The 18711-nt window shown below is 67.1% G+C and carries 19 protein-coding genes; 11 read left to right on the top strand and 8 right to left on the bottom strand.

Translation table 11 applies throughout. The features are described 5' to 3' along the window. Positions 1-719: TonB-dependent receptor (locus Q0X16_RS07525; RefSeq protein ID WP_297832789.1), on the bottom strand; the 719-nt coding region annotated here is incomplete at its 3' end. A 158-nt stretch (positions 720-877) separates the two neighbouring features. Between Q0X16_RS07525 and Q0X16_RS07520 the strand changes: the two genes are divergently transcribed. The 5 genes from Q0X16_RS07520 (at position 878) to Q0X16_RS07500 (ending at position 5629) form a co-directional block, all read left to right on the top strand. After that, on the top strand, positions 878-2281 hold the full coding sequence (locus tag Q0X16_RS07520) for a GntP family permease (protein WP_297832786.1): 1404 nt from the start codon (positions 878-880) through the stop codon (positions 2279-2281). Between the two features lie 72 nt (positions 2282-2353). Beyond that, entirely contained in the window at positions 2354-3649 is a 1296-nt protein-coding gene (locus tag Q0X16_RS07515; RefSeq protein WP_297832783.1) for a hypothetical protein, read from the top strand. A 17-nt stretch (positions 3650-3666) separates the two neighbouring features. After that, on the top strand, positions 3667-4758 hold the full coding sequence (gene dinB / locus Q0X16_RS07510; RefSeq protein WP_297832780.1) for a DNA polymerase IV: 1092 nt from the start codon (positions 3667-3669) through the stop codon (positions 4756-4758). Between the two features lie 182 nt (positions 4759-4940). Further along, on the top strand, positions 4941-5396 hold the full coding sequence (locus Q0X16_RS07505) for an NUDIX domain-containing protein (protein WP_297832777.1): 456 nt from the start codon (positions 4941-4943) through the stop codon (positions 5394-5396). A gap of 47 nt (positions 5397-5443) precedes the next feature. Next, positions 5444-5629 (top strand): oxidoreductase-like domain-containing protein, encoded by a 186-nt coding sequence (locus Q0X16_RS07500; protein WP_297832774.1) that lies wholly within the window; start codon positions 5444-5446, stop codon positions 5627-5629. A 7-nt stretch (positions 5630-5636) separates the two neighbouring features. Here the strand turns inward: Q0X16_RS07500 and Q0X16_RS07495 are convergent, their stop codons facing one another. The 3 genes from Q0X16_RS07495 to clpS form a co-directional block, all read right to left on the bottom strand. Beyond that, complete coding sequence (locus Q0X16_RS07495; RefSeq protein ID WP_297832772.1) at positions 5637-6329, bottom strand: 4'-phosphopantetheinyl transferase superfamily protein; 693 nt, start codon at positions 6327-6329, stop codon at positions 5637-5639. A 12-nt stretch (positions 6330-6341) separates the two neighbouring features. Then, positions 6342-8621 (bottom strand): ATP-dependent Clp protease ATP-binding subunit ClpA, encoded by a 2280-nt coding sequence (clpA, locus tag Q0X16_RS07490; protein WP_297832769.1) that lies wholly within the window; start codon positions 8619-8621, stop codon positions 6342-6344. 121 nt (positions 8622-8742) lie between these two features. Next, positions 8743-9066, bottom strand: a complete 324-nt coding sequence (gene clpS / locus Q0X16_RS07485; protein ID WP_297832766.1) for an ATP-dependent Clp protease adapter ClpS — start codon at positions 9064-9066, stop codon at positions 8743-8745. Positions 9067-9122: 56 nt separating this feature from the next. Between clpS and Q0X16_RS07480 the strand changes: the two genes are divergently transcribed. Genes Q0X16_RS07480 through hflD form a run of 4 tightly spaced genes read left to right on the top strand, consistent with a single transcriptional unit; the run spans position 9123 to position 11773 of the window. Next, positions 9123-9593, top strand: coding sequence for a hypothetical protein (locus Q0X16_RS07480; protein WP_297832762.1), 471 nt, complete (start codon positions 9123-9125; stop codon positions 9591-9593). A gap of 4 nt (positions 9594-9597) precedes the next feature. Then, positions 9598-10047, top strand: coding sequence for an NUDIX hydrolase (locus Q0X16_RS07475; protein ID WP_297832759.1), 450 nt, complete (start codon positions 9598-9600; stop codon positions 10045-10047). Beyond that, positions 10044-11165 (top strand): tRNA 2-thiouridine(34) synthase MnmA, encoded by a 1122-nt coding sequence (gene mnmA / locus Q0X16_RS07470; protein ID WP_297832756.1) that lies wholly within the window; start codon positions 10044-10046, stop codon positions 11163-11165. Before Q0X16_RS07475 ends, mnmA begins: the two co-directional genes overlap by 4 nt. Continuing rightward, a complete protein-coding gene (gene hflD / locus Q0X16_RS07465) occupies positions 11162-11773 on the top strand; it encodes a high frequency lysogenization protein HflD (protein WP_297832753.1) in 612 nt (203 codons plus the stop codon). Before mnmA ends, hflD begins: the two co-directional genes overlap by 4 nt. A 250-nt stretch (positions 11774-12023) precedes the next feature. Here hflD and Q0X16_RS07460 read toward each other — a convergent pair whose 3' ends face one another. The 3 genes from Q0X16_RS07460 to Q0X16_RS07450 all read right to left on the bottom strand — a co-directional run bounded on the left by Q0X16_RS07460 (position 12024) and on the right by Q0X16_RS07450 (position 13387). Continuing rightward, positions 12024-12365, bottom strand: a complete 342-nt coding sequence (locus Q0X16_RS07460; protein WP_297832750.1) for a hypothetical protein — start codon at positions 12363-12365, stop codon at positions 12024-12026. 362 nt (positions 12366-12727) lie between these two features. Then, entirely contained in the window at positions 12728-13132 is a 405-nt protein-coding gene (locus tag Q0X16_RS07455; protein ID WP_297832747.1) for a type II toxin-antitoxin system VapC family toxin, read from the bottom strand. 6 nt (positions 13133-13138) lie between these two features. Then, positions 13139-13387 (bottom strand): AbrB/MazE/SpoVT family DNA-binding domain-containing protein, encoded by a 249-nt coding sequence (locus tag Q0X16_RS07450; protein ID WP_297832744.1) that lies wholly within the window; start codon positions 13385-13387, stop codon positions 13139-13141. Between the two features lie 155 nt (positions 13388-13542). Between Q0X16_RS07450 and acnA the strand changes: the two genes are divergently transcribed. After that, on the top strand, positions 13543-16296 hold the full coding sequence (acnA, locus tag Q0X16_RS07445; RefSeq protein WP_297832741.1) for an aconitate hydratase AcnA: 2754 nt from the start codon (positions 13543-13545) through the stop codon (positions 16294-16296). 69 nt (positions 16297-16365) lie between these two features. Here the strand turns inward: acnA and Q0X16_RS07440 are convergent, their stop codons facing one another. Next, on the bottom strand, positions 16366-16827 hold the full coding sequence (locus tag Q0X16_RS07440) for a nuclear transport factor 2 family protein (RefSeq protein WP_297832737.1): 462 nt from the start codon (positions 16825-16827) through the stop codon (positions 16366-16368). Positions 16828-16945: 118 nt separating this feature from the next. Here Q0X16_RS07440 and Q0X16_RS07435 point away from each other — a divergent pair, with 118 nt between their 5' ends. Further along, positions 16946-18625 carry an AMP-binding protein gene (locus Q0X16_RS07435; protein ID WP_297832735.1) on the top strand — a complete coding sequence of 560 codons (1680 nt, stop codon included), beginning with the start codon at positions 16946-16948 and terminating at the stop codon, positions 18623-18625. Positions 18626-18711 lie beyond the last annotated feature (86 nt).

The following is an 18711-nucleotide window of genomic DNA, read 5'->3' as shown; positions in this document are numbered from 1 at the left end:
TAGTGGCGCCCGGTGACGGCATCGCGCACGTAGCCATTGTTGGTGATCCACGCGGCGGCAATACTGCCGGCCACCGTATCGCTGAGCCGGCCGCCGTAGTAGAAACGGCCCTCGGCGCGGCCGTAGTTGCCGAAAGTGGCCTCGACGCTGCCGCCCTCGTAGTCGAACGGATCCTTGGTGGTCAGCTTGATCGCGCCACCGGTGGAGTTCTTGCCATACAGCGTACCCTGCGGGCCGCGCAGCACTTCGATCTGGGCGATGTCGAACAGCGAGAACAGGGCGCCGTTGATGCGCGAGTAATAGACGTCATCGACGTACATGCCCACGCCCGGATCGAAGGTCTGCAGCGCGTCCGGTTGGCCGATGCCGCGAATGAACACGTTGACGCTGTTGGCCGAACCGCGGCCCTGCACGATGTTCATGTTCGGCACCGAGCTTTGCAGACCATCGACGTTGCTGGCCTGCATGTCGCGCAGCTGGGTTTCACCAAAGGCGGACACCGCCACCGGCACTTCCTGGATCGGCTCGACGCGGCGACGCGCGGTGACCGTGACCGTCTCCAGCGTGGTCGCCTGGCTGGGCGGCGTGACGGTGCTTTTCGGCTGTTCCTGTTCCTGTTCCTGCCCCGTCGCCTGCTCCTGCGCCAGCGCCGGTGCGCCGACCAGCAGGGATGCGATCAAAACGCCACGAATCGCCATGCTCAGTTGCTTGTGCTTCATCTGCCCCTCCTGCGGGTGCACTGATCCGGCCGCGCCATTGCTGCCAATGCGTGCACGTTAAGGATTCGTTGCCACGAGCGGCATTGGACGTTCGGGCAATGGGAGGGCGACCCTGTTCACAATCACACTGGCCTCCGGATTCCCGACCGGGTCGGACGATGGCGTTCCTGATTGTTCTGGCGGCACTGTGCTTCCTGATGCTCATGGCCTACCGCGGCCACAGCGTGATCCTGTTCGCGCCGGTGGCGGCGCTGGGCGCCGTGCTGTTGACCGACCCGGCGCTGGTGGCGCCGATGTTCACCGGCCTGTTCATGGACAAGATGGTCGGCTTCCTGAAGCTGTACTTCCCGGTGTTCCTGCTCGGCGCGCTGTTCGGCAAGGTGATCGAACTCTCCGGGTTCTCCAAGGCCATCGTCGCTTCGACGATCAAGGTGGTCGGCGCCCAGCGCGCGATCCTGTCGATCGTGCTGGTGTGCGCGCTGCTGACCTACGGCGGTGTATCGCTGTTCGTCGTGGTGTTCGCGGTCTATCCGTTCGCCGCCGAACTGTTCCGGCAGAGCGACATCCCCAAGCGCCTGATCCCCGGCACCATCGCGCTGGGGGCCTTCACCTTCACCATGGACGCGCTGCCGGGCACGCCGCAGATCCAGAACATCATCCCGACCACCTTCTTCGACACCAACACCTGGGCGGCGCCGTGGCTGGGCACGCTGGGCGGGGTCTTCATCCTGGTCGTCGGGCTGGGTTATCTCGACTGGCGTCGCCGGGTTGCCGCGCGCGCCGGCGAGGGCTACGGCGATCCGGCCGCACTGATCAACGAGCCGGCGCCGTTTGCCGGCGAGAAACTCGCCAATCCGCTGATCGCCCTGCTGCCCCTCGTGGTCGTGGGCGTGCTCAACAAGGGGCTGACGGCCTGGATTCCCCTTCATTACGGCGACAGCGCCAGCTTCGTGCCGGCGGTGGTCGGCAACCCTGCGCCGGTGGTGCAGGAAATCTCCAAGGTGGTTGCCATCTGGGCGGTGGAAGGCGCCCTGCTGGCCGGCATCGCCTGCGTCCTGCTGTTCGCCTGGAAGCCGGTCAAGGCCAGCTTCACCGAGGGCAGCAAGTCGGCCATCGCCGGCGCCCTGCTGGCCGGCATGAACACCGCTTCGGAATACGGCTTCGGCGCGGTGATCGCGGCGCTGCCGGGTTTTCTGGTGGTCGCCCACGCGCTGGGATCGATCCCCAACCCGCTGGTGAACGAGGCGGTGACAGTGACCTCGCTGGCCGGCATCACCGGCAGCGCCTCCGGGGGCATGAGCATCGCGCTGGCGGCGATGGCCGACACCTTCATCGCCAACGCCCACGCCGCCGGCATCCCGATGGAGGTCCTGCACCGGGTGGCGGCGATGGCCTCCGGCGGCATGGACACCCTGCCCCACAACGGCGCCGTCATCACCCTGCTGGCGGTCACCGGGCTGACCCACCGTCAGTCCTACAAGGACATCTTCGCCGTCACCTGCATCAAGACGCTCACGGTGTTCGTGGTGATCGGGCTGTACTACGCCTTCGGCATCGTCTGACCGGGACGGCCGTGTACCACGCTTGACCTTCAACGCTTGCGGGAGGCAGCGCCTGCCCGCACCATCGGGCCCATGAGCGAACCCGAAAGCCCGCACCTGCTGTCCCGTCGCACCACCCCGACCTGGGAGGTGGAGCTGCTGATCTCCGGCGTGGCGGTGTTCGCCATGCTGCAGCTGCCCGGCAAGTTCGATGACCTGCTGTTCCGGCTCGGCCCGCGCTTCGACCACGATCCGCGCTTCCTGCTGCAGCTGGTCTACATGTACGGCAAGAGCGCCGCGCTGATCCTCGCCCTGACCTTCGTCCTGCACCTGCTGCTACGCGCGCGCTGGATCGCGCTGGTGGGCATGCATTCGGTGTATCCGGACGGCATCCGCTGGGACCGACTGCGACTCGGGCCGATCCTGCGCGGGATCGAGCGCGACCGCGCGCGACCGTTTCCGGACATCATCGAACGCGCCGACAACCTTGCCACCATCGTCTTCGCGGTCGGGGTGATGCTGGTGATGCTGATTGCGGTGATCGCGCTGGTGGCAATCACCCTGTCCGGCCTGTCGGTGCTGGCCAACCGCGCGAGCGGCGGCGCGGTTCCGGTCGAAACCACGATGCTCGCACTCCTAGCCTTTGCGCTGCTGCCGTATTCGCTGGCGCTGACGCTCGATCGCCTGCGGGGCGAACGCCTTGCGGCGGATTCGCGGCTGCGCGCTGCCTTGCATCGCGTGCTGGGCTTCTACGCCCGGGTGGGCTTCGGCCGCAACAGCAATCCGATCATGGCGCTGGTCTCCAGCTACGGCGGGGAGCGCAAGGTCCTGTTCGGCACCATCGGCCTGATCTTCCTCGTCATGGCCTTTGCCTCGGTGCTTCCGATGGTGAACCAGGCCGGCTTGCCGCTGGGAAGCTATGGTCTGTTCCCGGTACCTGACACAACCCTGCCGGGCATCGACAGTGCGCACTACGACGACCGGCGCGACACGGCGCGCGATGCCGCCGTGCCGTTCATTCCGTCGCTGACGGCGACCGGCCCCTACCTGCCCTTGACCGTTCCCTATCGCCCCGAGCGCGATGCCGCCGCGCTGCAGCGCTCCTGCCCGGCGGTCGGCGCAACGCCCGGGGATGCGCGCAGCGCCGCGCTGCTGGCCTGCCTGTCGGCCCTGCACGCGGTAACGCTCGACGGCAAACCGATCGCCGGCCTGCGCTACGTGATCGCCAGCGACCCGCGCAGCGAACGGCCTGCCCTGCTGGCGATGATCGATCTCCGCGCGCTGACGCCGGGGCGCCACGAATTGCGCGTCGCGCGCCCACCGGAGGTTTCCGACGATCCGCATCGCGCCCCCGACCCCGGCTTCGACCGGATCCTGTTCTGGCGCTGAGGCACCCGCTCACGCCGATGTCCACCCCACAGCGCAAGATCATCCATGTCGACATGGACGCGTTCTATGCGTCGGTGGAGCAGCGCGACGATCCGGCGCTGCGGGGCAAGCCGGTGGTGGTGGCCTGGCGCGGGGCGCGCTCGGTAGTCTGCGCGGCCAGCTACGAGGCGCGCAGGTCCGGCGTGCGTTCGGCGATGCCGGCGCTGCGCGCCGAGCGGCTGTGCCCGCAGGCGATCTTCTTGCCGCCGGATTTCGTTCGCTACAAGGCGGCCTCGCGGGCGATCCACGCCATCTTCCAGCGCTACACGGACCGCATCGAACCGCTGTCGCTGGATGAGGCCTATCTGGACGTCAGCGTTCCCAAACGCGATCTCGGCAGCGCCACCGCGATCGCCAGCGAGATCCGTGCTGCGATCCTCGACGAGACGCGGCTGACGGCCTCGGCTGGCATCGCGCCCAACAAGTTCCTCGCCAAGATCGCCAGCGACTGGAACAAGCCCGACGGCCAGTTCGTGGTCAAGCCGGCGATGGTCGACGCCTTTCTCGCCCCGCTGCCGGTCGGCAAGCTGCCGGGCGTGGGCAAGGTGATGGAGGCCAAGCTCGCCGCGCTGGGCATCGCCACCTGCGCCGACCTGCGGCGACACGGCGCCGAAGCGCTGGTGGCCCGCTTCGGCCGCTGGGGCCGGCGCCTGCATGAACTGGCCTGCGGCATCGACGAGCGCGAGGTGCAAAACGAGCGCCCCACCCTGCAGATCTCCAGCGAGGACACCTTTGCCAGCGACCTGCTGCTGGACGAACTCGAGCCGCACATCCGGCGCCTGGCCGCCGATACCTGGGAAGGCTACGGCAAGGAATGGCGCCGCCACCCCGGCCGCATCGCGCGGACCGTGGTGCTCAAGCTCAAGACCGCGGATTTCCACATCCTCACCCGCAGCCTGACCGCACCGGAACCGCCGACGAGCGAGGCGATGCTGGCCGATACCGCCTGCGCACTGCGTGCGCGCGTCGATTTGCCGCCGCGCACCCGCTACCGCCTGGTCGGCGTCGGCCTGTCGGGCTTTTCGGAGCCCGACGGCAGCGCGGCGCAGGGCGACCTGTTCGGGGGCTGAGCCAGCGGTGCCCGCTTCGTCCATCGTTGCGGCCTGCAACCCATCGGCGTGACGCTCGCCCGGCTCGGGACGTTCGGTGTCGATGGCTCGCCCTTCGGAACGGCAACCGAGCCGAGCCCATTTCCCGCGCTTGCGCGCGACCGGTTCCAGGCGGTTGAATGGGGCGCTCCGAGGATGACGGCATGGCGGAAATTGCGGTGCGCTGCACGATGGTATCGATCATGGTCTTGCGCGGGCGCGACACCCTTCTGGTGCGACGTCACGATGCCTGCATGGACGGCACCTGGACCTACGTCGCCGGCCATGTCGAGCCCGGCGAATCCGGCTGGCAGGCCGCGCTGCGCGAATTGCGCGAAGAAACCGCCCTGATCCCGCAGGCGCTGTACGCAACGAGTTTCTGCGAGCAGTTCTACGATGTTCGCGCCGATTGCGTGCAGGTCGTACCGGCCTTTGTCGCCGTGGTCGACGAAGAAGCGGAAGTCCGGCTCAATCACGAACACTCGGCGTTTCGCTGGTTGCCCCTGGCCGAGGCCGCGGAGGTCTTTCCTTTCGGTGGCCAGCGCGACCTGATCGCCCACGTCCAGCGCGAATTCGTGACGCGTGCGCCGCATCCGCAACTGCGCATCGCTCTGGAGTAATGCGGCCGTCGACGCTGCCTGCACGTCATCAACGGCATCCTGCGCGCATGAGCACCGTGGTTCCCCTGCCAGAACACGACCCGCGCCCGCAACCACCGGAACACCCGCTGCCGTCCGACTGCTGCGACAGCGGCTGCGACCGCTGTGTCCAGGACATCTACGCCGAAGACGTGGACGCCTACCGGCTGGCGCTGGCCGCGTGGCGCGTGCGGCATCCCGAAGCCCCGGACTGAAGCTCGCTCAGGCTGCCCCGCCGCGATAGCGCCAGCCTTGAGGCGCCGCGACCGGTTCCCCCGAAAATTCGAGCCGCACGCCGACGCCCGTCGCCAGCGCCACCGCCCCACCGTGGAACGCCCAGCTGGTCGCCTCGGAATCTTCCACAGCGCACGCCTGCGGAACAATCCCGCGCGCCTGCCGCGGCCGCAGCCCCTCGCCGCTGCGCTTGACGCAGGCTTCCCTCAGCGTCCAAAGCTCGCAGAACGTCGTGGCTCGCCGCGTGCCGTCGAGTTGTTCAAGTGCGTTGGCCTCGGGGGCGGAAAAGGCCATCCTTGCCAGCCCGTCGAGATCGCGCCCGCGCCGCGGCAGTTCGACATCCACCCCGACCGCCACTTCGCCCAGCGCGAGCGCCAGCCACGCGCCGCTGTGGGCGATCGACAGCGACAGCGGCAGCGGCGCGCCATCCAGCTGCAGCGCCGGTCGGCCGTCGGCAAAGGTCGAGAGCGCAAGCCGTGCCGGATCCACCTGCAGCCAATCCGCCGCCAGCGCCCGCGCCATCCAGTGCCCCGCCAGGAACGACCTCCGGCGGGCGGCCGATCGCATCCCTCGCAGGCGCGAGGCCTCGGCCTCGGTCAGCCAGGAATGATCCGTGCCTTCATCCGGCACGCCGGCGTCGGCCAGCGGCCGCAGCAGCAACCGGACTCGCGGGCTGGCCAAAATCCCGACCGCTCAGACGATGGTCGCCGGCAGCAGCTTTTCCGGCTCGGCCTGCACGTCGAGCGTCAGCTCGCCATCGACCGCGTCCAGCGCCACCCGTCCACCGCCCACCAGCTTGCCGAACAGCAGTTCGTCCGCCAGCGGGCGCTTGATCCTGTCCTGGATCAGCCGCGCCATCGGCCGTGCGCCCATCTGCGGATCGAAGCCGCTGTGGCCCATCCACTCGCGCGCCGCCGGGGTCGCGGTCAGGCTGACGCCCTTCTCGTGCAGCAACACTTCCAGTTCGATCAGGAACTTGTCGACCACGCGCAGGATGTGGTCGAAGCCCAGCGGCTGGAACTGCACGACGGCGTCGAGCCGGTTGCGGAACTCCGGCGTGAACGCGCGCCGAATCGCCTCCATCGCGTCGCTGCTGTGATCCTGGCTGGTAAAGCCAATGCTGCGCCGGGACGCCTGCACCGCGCCGGCGTTGGTGGTCATCACCAGAATCACGTTGCGGAAATTCGCCTCGCGGCCGTTGGTGTCGGTCAAGGTGCCGTGATCCATCACCTGCAGCAGGATGTTGAACACGTCCGGGTGCGCCTTCTCGATCTCGTCCAGCAGCAGCACGCAGTGCGGCGTCTTGACGATCTTCTCGGTGAGCAGCCCGCCCTGGTCGAAGCCGACGTAGCCAGGCGGCGCGCCGATCAGGCGCGACACCGAATGCGGCTCCATGTACTCGGACATGTCGAAGCGGATCAGCTCGATCCCGAGTTGCAGCGCCAATTGCCGCGTCACCTCGGTCTTGCCCACGCCGGTCGGGCCGGCGAACAGGAAGTTGCCGATCGGCTTGTCGGGCTGGCCCAGCCCCGAGCGCGCCAACCGGATCGCGGAGGTGAGGGTGCCGATCGCCTCGTCCTGGCCGAAAATCACCACCTTCAGATTGCGTTCGAGGTGCTGCAGCACGTCGCGATCCGAGGCCGAGACCTGCTTGGCCGGGATGCGCGCCATCTTGGCGACGATGGTCTCGATTTCCTCGACGTCGATCACCTGCTTGCGCAGCTCCGGAACCAGCAGCCGCTGGCGCGCGCCGGCCTCGTCGATCACGTCGATCGCCTTGTCCGGCAGCAGGCGGTCGCCGATGTGCTTGACCGACAGGTCCACCGCCGCACGGATCGCCTCGTCGGCGTAGCTGACGTCGTGGTGCTGCTCGTACCTGGGCTTCAGGCCCTGCAGGATCTCGACCGCTTCGGCCACGGTCGGCTCGACGATGTCGATCTTCTGGAACCGGCGCGCCAGCGCGCGATCCTTCTCGAAGACGCCGCGGTATTCCTGGAAGGTCGTGGAACCGATGCAGCGCAGCTCGCCGTTGGCCAGCACCGGCTTGATCAGGTTGGAGGCATCCATGGTGCCGCCGCTGGCGGAGCCGGCGCCGATGATGGTGTGGATCTCGTCGATGAACAGGATCGCGTGGGGGATCTTCCTCAGCGCCGCCAGCACGCCCTTCAGGCGCTTCTCGAAATCGCCGCGGTACTTGGTGCCGGCGACCAGCGCGCCGAGGTCGAGCGCGTAGATCACGGCGCCCGACAGCACATCGGGCACTTCGCCATCGACGATGCGCTTGGCCAGGCCCTCGGCCAGCGCGGTCTTGCCGACGCCGGACTCTCCGACGTACAGCGGATTGTTCTTGCGCCGGCGGCACAGCACCTGGATGGTGCGCTCAATCTCGTCGGTGCGTCCCACCAGCGGATCGATCTTGCCCGCCGCGGCCTGTTCGTTGAGGTTGACCGCGAACTCCTGCAGCGGGTCGGACTTGGCCTCGGCTTCCGATGCATCGGCCTTGTTCTCGCCGTCGGCCGGCGGCGGCGAAGGCTCGTCGCCGTGCTTGGCGATCCCGTGGGAAATGAAATTCACCACGTCCAGCCGGTGCACGTCCTGCTGGCCGAGGTAATACACCGCGTGCGAATCCTTTTCGCCGAAGATCGCCACCAGCACGTTGGCACCCGTCACTTCCTTGTTGCCCGAAGACTGCACGTGATAGACAGCGCGCTGCAGGACGCGCTGGAAGCCCAGCGTCGGCTGGGTGTCGCGGGCGTCGCCTTCGGGCAGGTGCGCGACCGAGGCTTCGATCGCGTTTTCCAATTCGGCACGCAGACGGCCAATGTCGGCGCCCACGGCACGCAGCACCGTTTCCGCGGACTGGTTGTCGAGCAGCGCCAGCAGCAGGTGTTCGACGGTCATGAACTCGTAGCGCGCCTCGCGGGTGCGCTTGTAGCACAGGCCGATACTCTGTTCGAGATCCTTGCTGAACATGCGGAACTCACCTCCGGTTGCGCCTGCTTCCTATGTAAGGTGCAAACGCCGCAGGGGCAAGCCCCGGACGTGACGGCGTTCACATTGCCGCCATCTCACCCGAGGCCGCGAAACGCGCGATTCAGGCCCGCTCCATGGTGCACAGCAGCGGATGCTGGTTCAGCCGGGCGTATTCATTGACCTGGGCGACCTTGGATTCGGCGATTTCCCGGGTGAACACCCCGCACACCCCGCGCCCGCGGGTATGCACGTGCAGCATGACCTGGGTAGCCCGTTCCAGCCCCATCGAGAAGAACTGCATCAGCACGTCGACCACGAAATCCATCGGCGTGTAGTCGTCGTTGAGCAGCAGCACGGTGTACATCGGCGGCCGCGCCAGCTCGGGCCGCGCGGGCGCGACCACGGCGCCGCGTTCGTGCTGTGGCTTGTCAGGCTGTTGTGGCATAGGCAAAGTATAAATCGCCGCCTGTGCGGCAAGCCCAATTCCAACCGGAGCCCACCATGCGCCTGATCGCCCTCTCCCTCGCTTGCCTGCTTCCGCTGGCCTCGCTCCCCGCCACGGCGGCCGATGCCTCGGTGGAGGCACGCCTGACCGCGCGTGGTCTCAAATTCAGCATCGACGACGATGGCGACTACAAGGTCGTGCTGAATTTTTCCGAGGAAGGCCGCACCCAGCTGGTTTACGTATCCGGCGGCACCGAGGATGTCAGCGGCCTGAGCATCCGCGAGGTGTTTGCCCCGGCCGCAAACATCAAGACCGACGGCGTGACGGCGGCAATGGCGCTGGACCTGCTGCGCGAAAGCCGGACCAAGAAGATCGGCGCCTGGGAAATCGCCGGCGACTACCTGTATTACGTGATCAAGCTCCCGGACAACGTCGATGCCGCGCAGTTGAACGCGGCGATCCGGGTGGCGGGCTCGATCGCCGACGACAAGGAAATCGAGCTGTCCGGCGATTCCGATCGCCTCTGAGACCATGTCGCGGGACGCGCCGGATGTCACCGTCGCGGTGGTTGCCGCCCGCGACGGCCGGCTGCTGTGCGTCGAGGAGAGGATCAACGGCCGGCGGGTGCTGAACCAGCCGGCCGGGCACCTCGAGCCGGGCGAAACCCTGGTCGAAGCCGCCGTTCGTGAAACCCGCGAGGAAGCCGGCTGGAACGTCCACATCACTGCCCTGATCGGCATCCACCAGTGGGCGAATCCGATCAGCAACGTGCGCTACCTGCGCTTTGCCTTCGCCGCCGATCCGCTGGATGAAATCCCCGGCGCGCAGCTGGATGCGGGAATCCTGCGCGCGCTGTGGCTGACCCCAACGGAACTCCAGTCCGAAGCGGCCCGCCACCGCAGTCCGCTGGTCTGGCGCGACGCTGAAGCCTTTCTCGGCGGCTGCCGATACCCGCTGGCGCTGCTGGACGCCCTGCCGTGAGCGCCAAGCGGATCGTGGTCGGAGTTTCCGGCGGCGTCGACTCCTCGGTGGCCGCGTTGCTCCTGCAGCAAGCCGGGTACGAGGTCGTCGGCGTGTTCATGAGCAATTGGGCCGACGACGGCAGCGGCCAGTGCCGGGCCGAGGACGACCGCCGCGATGCGGTGGCGGTCTGCGGCCAGCTCGGCATCCCGATCCGCTTCCGGGACTTTTCCCGGGAGTACTGGCGCGAGGTGTTCCAGCACTTCCTCGACGAATATGCCGCCGGACGCACGCCCAATCCCGACGTGGCCTGCAACCGCGAGATCAAGTTCAAGCATTTCCTCGACGCCGCCCGCGAACTCGGGGCCGAAGCCATCGCCACCGGCCACTACGCACGGGTCGAGAAGGATGCGGACGGCCGTTTCCAGCTGCTGCGCGCGCTGGACCGCAGCAAGGACCAGAGCTACTTCCTGCACCAGCTCGGCCAGGCGCAGCTGGCCGCCACGCGCTTTCCGCTGGGCGATCTGCACAAGGATCAGGTGCGCAGGCTGGCCGCCGAGCGCGGGCTGGGAACGGCGGCCAAGCGCGATTCCACCGGCATCTGCTTCATCGGCGAACGCGATTTCCGGGAATTCCTCGCCCGCTATCTGCCCAGTCGCCCGGGGGAAATCCGGGCCACCGACGGCACGCGGGTCGGCGCGCATCCGGGCGTGTGCTACTTCACCCTCGGGCAGCGCGAGGGCCTGAACATCGGCGGCGTGCGCGGGCGTCCCCAGGCGCCGTGGTTCGTGGTCGGCAAGGACGTGGCCCGCGACATCCTGTATGTCGACCAGGGCCACGACAGCCCGTGGCTGCTTTCCCGCAGCCTGCGCACCGAAGTCGCACACTGGATCGCGGGCGCCCCGCCAGCGCAACGCTTCGCCTGCACCGCCCAGACCCGCTATCGGCAGCCCGACCAGGATTGCGAAGTGGACGTCCGGGCCGACGGCACGCTCGCGCTGCGCTTCACGCAGCCGCAGCGCGCCGTCACGCCGGGGCAGTCGCTGGTGCTCTACACGGGCGATAATTGTCTGGGCGGCGCGGTGATCGCATCCACCGATGCGCCCACGCCCGATTCGCCCCAGGATTCCCGCGCATGACCACGAACATCGACGATCGCGTACTGGCGCTGGCCGGCCTGCTGCAGGCGCTGACGCAGGTCCGGCGCATCGCCGACACCGGCCAGTTCGAGAGCCGGCAGGTCGAAACCGCGCTGGACAGCGTGCTGCGGATCGATGCCGCCGACACCGAAGCGATCTATGGCAGCACCGGCAATCTGCGCAACGGGATGCGGCTGCTGCGCGACTACCTGGCCCACGGCAACAAGGACGAGGCGCTGGGACGACTGGTGCTGGCGGTCCTGCAGCTGGAGCGCCGGTTCGTCCGCAATCGCGACATGACCTCGCAGGTGCAGCAAGGGCTGCGCAAGCTGGGCACGCCCGGAACCGGGCAAGGCGGCACCGATCCGGCGCGGATCGAACAACTGGCCAGACTCTATGCCGATACCATCAGCACGCTGCGCCCGCGGGTGATGGTGCAAGGCAATCCGCACTACCTCGGCCAGGCCGGAGTGGTCGCCGAAATCCGTGCCCTGCTGCTGGCCGCCCTGCGCTCGGCCGTGCTGTGGCGGCAGTTGGGGGGCAGTCTGTGGGATTTCGTGTTCCAGCGCCGCGCGATGGCGGCGGCGCTGGACGCACGGCTGGATTGAAGAGCGCAGGGAAGCCAACTCCGCCACACGCATCGGCCGGCACTGGGCGCCCGATCTCCGACGCGTGGAGAAACGGGCAGGACGTGCCCCGCACGGAGCGCAATCCGGGTTCAACGGAAAAAAAACCGCCCTGGGGCATGGCTGCCGCAGTGGCTGTTCTCGTGGCAACCCCGGGCAACGCCATCCAGACGTTACCCGGGATTCGACCGTACCCTGGATTCAGGGCAGTGCCGATTTGATCAGCGATGCATCAATCGGTGTAGGTGTACTCGCCGATCTCGCAGACGTTGATCTTGCCGCGCGTGGCCTCGTTGCCGTTGCTGAAGACCGCCTTGAAGTCGAAGATGCAGGCGCCGGTGCCGTCGTCGATGTTGATCCGGACCGACTTGCCCGAGCGCAGCACGCTGTCGCCGAGAATGTCCTCTTCCCAGTCGCTGGTGGACGAGCGCGACGCGTAGAAGCGCACCATCGTGTAGCTGGTGTGGTTCTTGATCACCACGTGACGATCGGCGGCGCTTGCCTGGCTCACGGCGCCCAGGGCAATCATTCCGGTCATGCAGGCCGCCAGTACCGCGGAACGAATGGAAATCATCTTGTAGTACTCCGCTGTTGATTGTTGGGGCGCTGGACACCCCGACAGGGTTCTGTCGGGTCAGGCCCGGACGGCCTCGCCGCCGCCGGAACCCAGTGTCCATGTTCAGTGGATTCGTTGGAATCCCCCATTCGAGGGATGTGGCCCCGTTCATTCCCCGCAATTCCAGACTTGCACAGATTTCAACGAAACAAAAGGGGCGCACCGGACAGGATTATTCGCCGAGCCCTTCAGCCGGAATTCATGGGCGTGACGCGCGTCACGAAGCCGCCATTTCCCGACTTGCCGGCGCCCCGGTCCGGCCGCGCCGGTGCGCCGCGGCTCAATGTGCCGCGGGCAACGCTGACTTTTTCAGCGTTGCCTCAAGCGCCCGGCACGATCAGCTTCAGGCCCTTGAAATAGTCGCGGAAGAAGCCGGCATCGCGGGTGATCAGGGCATCGCACTGCAGCAGGGCATGGGCGCCGACCAGGAAATCGGCCACCAGCCGCTCCCGGCTTCCGCCGCGGGCTCGAAAGCGCTTGAGCATGTGTCCGGCGCGCATCGCCGCGCCCTCGCTGGCCGGCAGGTAGCGGATGCCGAGCACCGCCAACGGCTCCATCAGGCTGACCGACGTGTCCAGCACCGCCTGCACCTCGGCCACGACGGCATCGCACACCACCACGTCGTCGCGCGCCAGCGCATCGCCGAGGCAGGCTTCGGCGGCCTCGGCATGACGGGGGTCGCCAACCAGCAGGTCGATCAGAACCGGCGAATCCAGCGCGATCACGGGGGCTCACTCCCTGCCGCGGCCGGCCGGGGCACGGCCCCGCAGCGTGCGCATGGCGGCGTCGGTGGAGTCCAGCCCATCGACCAGCCGGAACTTGCCGCGCACCTTGCGCAGGGCCTCGCTGGCGTCCTTGCGCAGCACGATCCGGCCGCCGTCGAGTTCGACCCTGAGCACGCTGCCCTTGGCCAGGCCCAGCGCGTCGCGCACCGCCTTGGGCAGGGTCACTTGGCCGCGTTCACCGACGACGACATCCATCGCACACCCTCCGAGCGGGTCGAGTATGCATGAAGCATACATACTTTTTTTGGCGTACCATAGTCTGGCTTTCCCCAGCCAACCATGCCGCCGACTCACGATGCGGTGACATCGGCACATTCATACTTCCGGCATACAAGCCACGGAGCAGCCCCATGCACGATTCCTTCGCCAGCCACGACCAGCTTGAGGTCAACGGCAAGTCCTACGCCTACGCCAGCCTCGCCAGGCTCGGCCAGCGCTTCGACATCAAGAAGCTGCCCTATTCGATGAAGATCCTGCTGGAGAACCTGCTGCGCCACGAAGACGGCGTGACGGTGCATCCCGAGCACATCGAGGCGGTGGCGACCTGGAAGGCCGACGCGGTGCCCGACACCGAGATCGCCTTCATGCCGGCGCGCGTGATCTTGCAGGATTTCACCGGCGTACCCTGCGTGGTCGATCTGGCGGCGATGCGCGACGCGGTGGTCAAGCTTGGCGGCAAGCCGGAGCAGATCAATCCGCTGATTCCCTCGGAGCTGGTGATCGACCACTCGGTGCAGGTGGACGTGTTCGCCACCCCCTCCGCGCTGGACGACAACGGCAGGATCGAGTTCGAGCGCAATACCGAGCGCTACGGCTTCCTGCGCTGGGGCCAGAAGGCGTTCGGCAACTTCAAGGTGGTGCCGCCCAGCACCGGCATCGTGCACCAGGTCAATCTCGAGTACCTGGCGCGGGTGGTGATGGAAAGCGAGATCGACGGCAAGCTCTGGGCCTATCCGGACACCCTGTTCGGCACCGACAGCCACACCACCATGGTCAACGGCCTGGGCATCCTCGGCTGGGGCGTGGGTGGCATCGAAGCCGAGGCGGCGATGCTCGGCCAGCCGTCGTCGATGCTGATCCCGCAGGTGGTCGGATTCAAACTCACCGGCAAGCTGCCGGAAGGCGCCACCGCCACCGACCTCGTCCTCACCGTCGCGCAGATGCTGCGCCAGCACGGCGTGGTCGGGAAGTTCGTGGAATTCTTCGGCGACGGCCTGCAGCACCTGCCGCTGGCCGACCGCGCCACCATCGGCAACATGTCGCCGGAATACGGCGCCACCTGCGCGATCTTCCCGATCGACGCCGAATCGTTGACCTACCTGCGCCTGTCCGGCCGCAGCGAGGAGCGCATCGCGCTGGTCGAGGCCTACGCCAAGGCGCAGGGCCTGTGGCACGACGCCAGCACCCCGCAGGCGAGCTACAGCTCGACCCTGGAACTGGACATGGGCACCGTGCAGCCCTCGCTGGCCGGTCCCAAGCGGCCGCAGGACCGCGTGCTGCTGTCGGACATGAAGGACTCCACCCGCAAGGTCATCACCCAGCTCACGTCCGCGCGCGACCAGCGCAACGGCGACATTTCGCAGTTCGTCGCCGAGGGCGGCGGTGCCGCGGTCGGCAACGAGCAGATCGGCAAGGGTCAGGCCGACATCGTGCTCGACGGCCAGCACATGCGGATCAAGGACGGCGCGGTGGTCATCGCCGCGATCACTTCCTGCACCAACACGTCCAATCCGGCGGTGATGATCGCCGCCGGCTTGCTGGCCCGCAACGCCGCCGCCAAGGGGCTGACCCGCAAGCCCTGGGTCAAGACCTCGCTGGCGCCGGGCTCGCGCGTCGTCACCGACTATCTGGAAAAGGCCGGGCTGCAGAAGGAACTGGAAAAGATCGGCTTCTACACCGTCGGCTACGGCTGCACCACCTGCATCGGCAACTCCGGCCCGCTGCCGGTCGAAGTCAGCGCCGGCGTCGCCGCAGGCGATCTGTGCGTGGTTTCGGTGCTGTCGGGCAACCGCAACTTCGAGGGCCGCATCCATGCCGAAGTCAAGATGAACTACCTCGCCAGCCCGCCGCTGGTGGTGGCCTACGCGCTGGCCGGCAGCACCGACATCAACCTGACCACCGAGCCGCTGGGCACCGGCAGCGACGGCCAGCCGGTCTACCTGAAGGACATCTGGCCGACCAGCAAGGAAGTCCACGACACCATCGCCGCGACCATCGACCCGGACATGTTCAAGAAGAACTACGGCGACGTGTTCAAGGGCGATGCGCGCTGGAACGCGATCGCCTCGCCGGACGGCGAACTCTACGCGTGGGACGATGCCTCGACCTACATCAAGAATCCGCCCTACTTCGACGGCATGACCATGGCCGTCGGCCATATCGCCGACATCCTCGGCGCGCGCGTGCTCGGCCTGTTCGGCGATTCCATCACCACCGACCACATTTCGCCCGCCGGCAGCATCAAGAAGGATTCCCCGGCCGGCCGCTACCTGATCGAGCGCGGCGTGGCCCCGGTCCACTTCAACAGCTACGGCTCACGGCGCGGCAACGACGACGTGATGGTGCGCGGCACCTTCGCCAACATCCGCATCAAGAACCAGTTCTTCGGCGGCGAGGAAGGCGGCAACACCCTGTACTTCGGCAGCAACCCGCCGGAAAAGATGTCGATCTACGACGCCGCGATGAAGTACAAGACCGATGGCACCCCGCTGGTGGTGATCGCCGGCAAGGAATACGGCACCGGCTCCAGCCGCGACTGGGCGGCCAAGGGCACCCTGCTGCTGGGCGTGAAGGCGGTGATCGCCGAAAGCTTCGAGCGCATCCACCGCAGCAACCTGGTCGGCATGGGCGTGCTGCCGCTGCAGTTCAAGGACGGCGAGAACGCCGCCAGCCACGGCCTGGACGGCACCGAGATCTACGCCATCACCGGGCTCGACGACGGCAAGTCCAGGACCGCCACCGTCACCGCCACCCGCGCCGACGGCAGCCACACGGTCTTCGAGGTCGATGTCCTCCTGCTCACGCCCAAGGAAGTGGAGTACTACCGCCACGGCGGCATTCTCCAGTACGTCCTGCGCGAATTGGCGGCGAAGAAAGCGCACTGAGGCCAGCCCGTCGCGCGCAAGACGCGCTCCCACGGTTTCCTACCCGTGGGAGCGCGCACGACGCACGACTTACATGCCGGGACCCGGTTTCCAACTCGCGCGGCGCAGCAACCAGTCGCCGCCATCGCGGTGCCAGCCGGTCTCGACCTCGAACAACTGGCCGTCCCGCGGCAGCAGGCCGCCATCCCCGGCAGTGGCCAGCACGGAAAAACGGGCGATGGCATCGTCATCGCCGCGCAGTTCCACCTTGACCGGCCCGATCCTGCCCGTCACGCTGCGGTATTGCAGGAAGATTCCTGCCGCCATGCGCCGCGCGCCGCGCTTGTCCATGCCGTCGTTGCCGACGAAATCCTCGGCCAGCAGGTCGGCCACCTTGCCGGCATCCCTGGCGTCGATGGCGGACTGCATCGCCGCGATCTGCGCACGCACCGCCTGCTCCGGCGGCGGACCGCCACAGCCGACCAGCGCCAGCGCCAGGATCAGCAGCAGCAGCGGACGCGGGCTTCGTGACCGGTTTCGCAACTTCCACATCGCGCGCACTCCCGCTTGCAAGGGTCGCCTTGCCACGCCCGAAAGGCTATGCTCAAATCAGCCTGAGTACCATACGCAAGCGCATTGAGCGCGACGATCACGATCCGGGGAGATGAACATGAGTTCCGAACGTCCTTGGCTGGCCCACTACCCGGCCGGCGTGCCGGCGGAGATCGACCTGAACGAATTCGCGTCGATCACCGACGTGTTCGATTCGGCGCTGAAGGCCTACCGCTCGCGCACCGCCTTCATCAACATGGGCAAGGGCATCAGCTACGACCAGCTCGATCGCCTCAGCCGCGATTTCGCCGGCTACCTGCTGGGCGAGCTCAAGCTCAAGAAGGGCGACCGCGTCGCGGTGATGATGCCCAACTGCCTGCAGTACCCGATCGCGGTGTTCGGCATCCTCCGCGCCGGCCTCGTGGTGGTCAACGTCAACCCGATGTACACCGCGCGCGAGCTCAAGCACCAGCTCTCGGACGCCGGCGCCAGCGCGCTGCTGGTGCTCGACAATTTCGGCAACGTCGCCTCCGAAGTGCTGGCGCAGATGCCGCAGGTGAAGGCGATCACCACCGGGCTCGGCGACATGCTGGGTTTCCCGAAGTCGATGCTCGTCAACTTCGTGCTGCGCTACGTGAAGAAAATGGTGCCCGACTACGACATCGCCGGCGCCGTGCGCTTCAAGGACACGCTGACGCTCGGCCGGATGCACACGCTGCCGGAAATACGCAACGCGCCGGAAGATCTGGCGTTCCTGCAATACACCGGCGGCACCACCGGCGTTTCCAAGGGCGCCATGCTGACCCACCGCAACCTGGTCGCCAACATGCAGCAGGCCTCGGCCTGGGTGAAGTCGAACGTGCATCCGGGCGAGGAGTTGATCGTCACCGCACTGCCGCTCTACCACATCTTCGCGCTGACCGCGAACTGCCTGGTCTTCCTCAAGCTCGGCAGCACCAACCTGCTGATCACCAATCCGCGCGACATGCCCGGATTCATCAAGGAGATCAAGGATTCCGGCTTCACCGCGATCACCGGCGTCAACACCCTGTTCAACGGTCTGCTCAACACGCCCGGGTTCGACACCGTCGACTTCTCCAAGCTGCGCCTGACCCTCGGCGGCGGCATGGCTGTGCAGCGCGCGGTGGCGGACAAGTGGAAGCAGGCGACCGGATCGACCCTGGCCGAAGCCTATGGTCTGACCGAAACCTCGCCGGCGGTGTGCATCAACCCGCTCGACCTGCGCGAATACAACGGTTCGATCGGCATGCCGGTGCCCTCGACCGACGTGTGCATCAAGAGCGAAGAAGGCGCGATCCTGGCCACCGGCGAAATCGGCGAGCTGTGCGTCAAGGGTCCGCAGGTGATGAAGGGCTACTGGCAACGCCCGGAGGAAACCGCAAAGGTCATGGACGCCGACGGCTGGCTGCATACCGGCGACATGGCGAAGATGGACGAACAGGGCTATTTCTACATCGTCGACCGCAAGAAGGACATGATCCTGGTGTCCGGTTTCAACGTCTATCCGAACGAGGTCGAGGACGTGATCGCGATGATGCCGGGCGTGCTGGAAGTGGCCGCAATCGGCGTACCGGACGACAAGTCCGGCGAAGCGGTCAAGGTGTTCATCGTCAAGAAGGATCCCGGCCTGACCGCCGACCAGGTCAAGGCGTTCTGCCAGGACAACCTGACCGGCTACAAGCGGCCGAAGTTCATCGAGTTCCGCAACGAGCTGCCCAAGAGCAACGTCGGCAAGATCCTGCGCAAGGAATTGCGCGATCCGCCGAAGACCGCTTGAATCGACATCGAAGGCAACGAAGCGAAAGGCCGGCAATGCCGGCCTTTCCCATGGCGGCGTTCAAGGAAACCGGCGAGTCGCGTCAG

Source organism: Thermomonas sp. (assembly GCF_025993755.1).
Lineage (GTDB): Bacteria > Pseudomonadota > Gammaproteobacteria > Xanthomonadales > Xanthomonadaceae > Thermomonas.
The sequence above is the reverse complement of the archived record's forward strand: the minus strand, read 5'-3'. Positions and strand labels throughout refer to the sequence as shown.

Excerpts from the sequence above, each read along its gene's own strand:
- Q0X16_RS07520 (WP_297832786.1), top strand. The coding sequence starts at position 878 with ATGGCGTTCCTGATTGTTCTGGCGGCACTGTGCTTCCTGATGCTCATG.
- Q0X16_RS07515 (WP_297832783.1), top strand. The coding sequence starts at position 2,354 with ATGAGCGAACCCGAAAGCCCGCACCTGCTGTCCCGTCGCACCACCCCG.
- dinB (WP_297832780.1), top strand. The coding sequence starts at position 3,667 with ATGTCCACCCCACAGCGCAAGATCATCCATGTCGACATGGACGCGTTC.
- Q0X16_RS07505 (WP_297832777.1), top strand. The coding sequence starts at position 4,941 with ATGGCGGAAATTGCGGTGCGCTGCACGATGGTATCGATCATGGTCTTG.
- Q0X16_RS07500 (WP_297832774.1), top strand. The coding sequence starts at position 5,444 with ATGAGCACCGTGGTTCCCCTGCCAGAACACGACCCGCGCCCGCAACCA.
- clpA (WP_297832769.1), bottom strand. The coding sequence starts at position 8,621 with ATGTTCAGCAAGGATCTCGAACAGAGTATCGGCCTGTGCTACAAGCGC.
- clpS (WP_297832766.1), bottom strand. The coding sequence starts at position 9,066 with ATGCCACAACAGCCTGACAAGCCACAGCACGAACGCGGCGCCGTGGTC.
- Q0X16_RS07480 (WP_297832762.1), top strand. The coding sequence starts at position 9,123 with ATGCGCCTGATCGCCCTCTCCCTCGCTTGCCTGCTTCCGCTGGCCTCG.
- Q0X16_RS07475 (WP_297832759.1), top strand. The coding sequence starts at position 9,598 with ATGTCGCGGGACGCGCCGGATGTCACCGTCGCGGTGGTTGCCGCCCGC.
- hflD (WP_297832753.1), top strand. The coding sequence starts at position 11,162 with ATGACCACGAACATCGACGATCGCGTACTGGCGCTGGCCGGCCTGCTG.
- Q0X16_RS07460 (WP_297832750.1), bottom strand. The coding sequence starts at position 12,365 with ATGATTTCCATTCGTTCCGCGGTACTGGCGGCCTGCATGACCGGAATG.
- Q0X16_RS07450 (WP_297832744.1), bottom strand. The coding sequence starts at position 13,387 with ATGGATGTCGTCGTCGGTGAACGCGGCCAAGTGACCCTGCCCAAGGCG.
- acnA (WP_297832741.1), top strand. The coding sequence starts at position 13,543 with ATGCACGATTCCTTCGCCAGCCACGACCAGCTTGAGGTCAACGGCAAG.
- Q0X16_RS07440 (WP_297832737.1), bottom strand. The coding sequence starts at position 16,827 with ATGTGGAAGTTGCGAAACCGGTCACGAAGCCCGCGTCCGCTGCTGCTG.
- Q0X16_RS07435 (WP_297832735.1), top strand. The coding sequence starts at position 16,946 with ATGAGTTCCGAACGTCCTTGGCTGGCCCACTACCCGGCCGGCGTGCCG.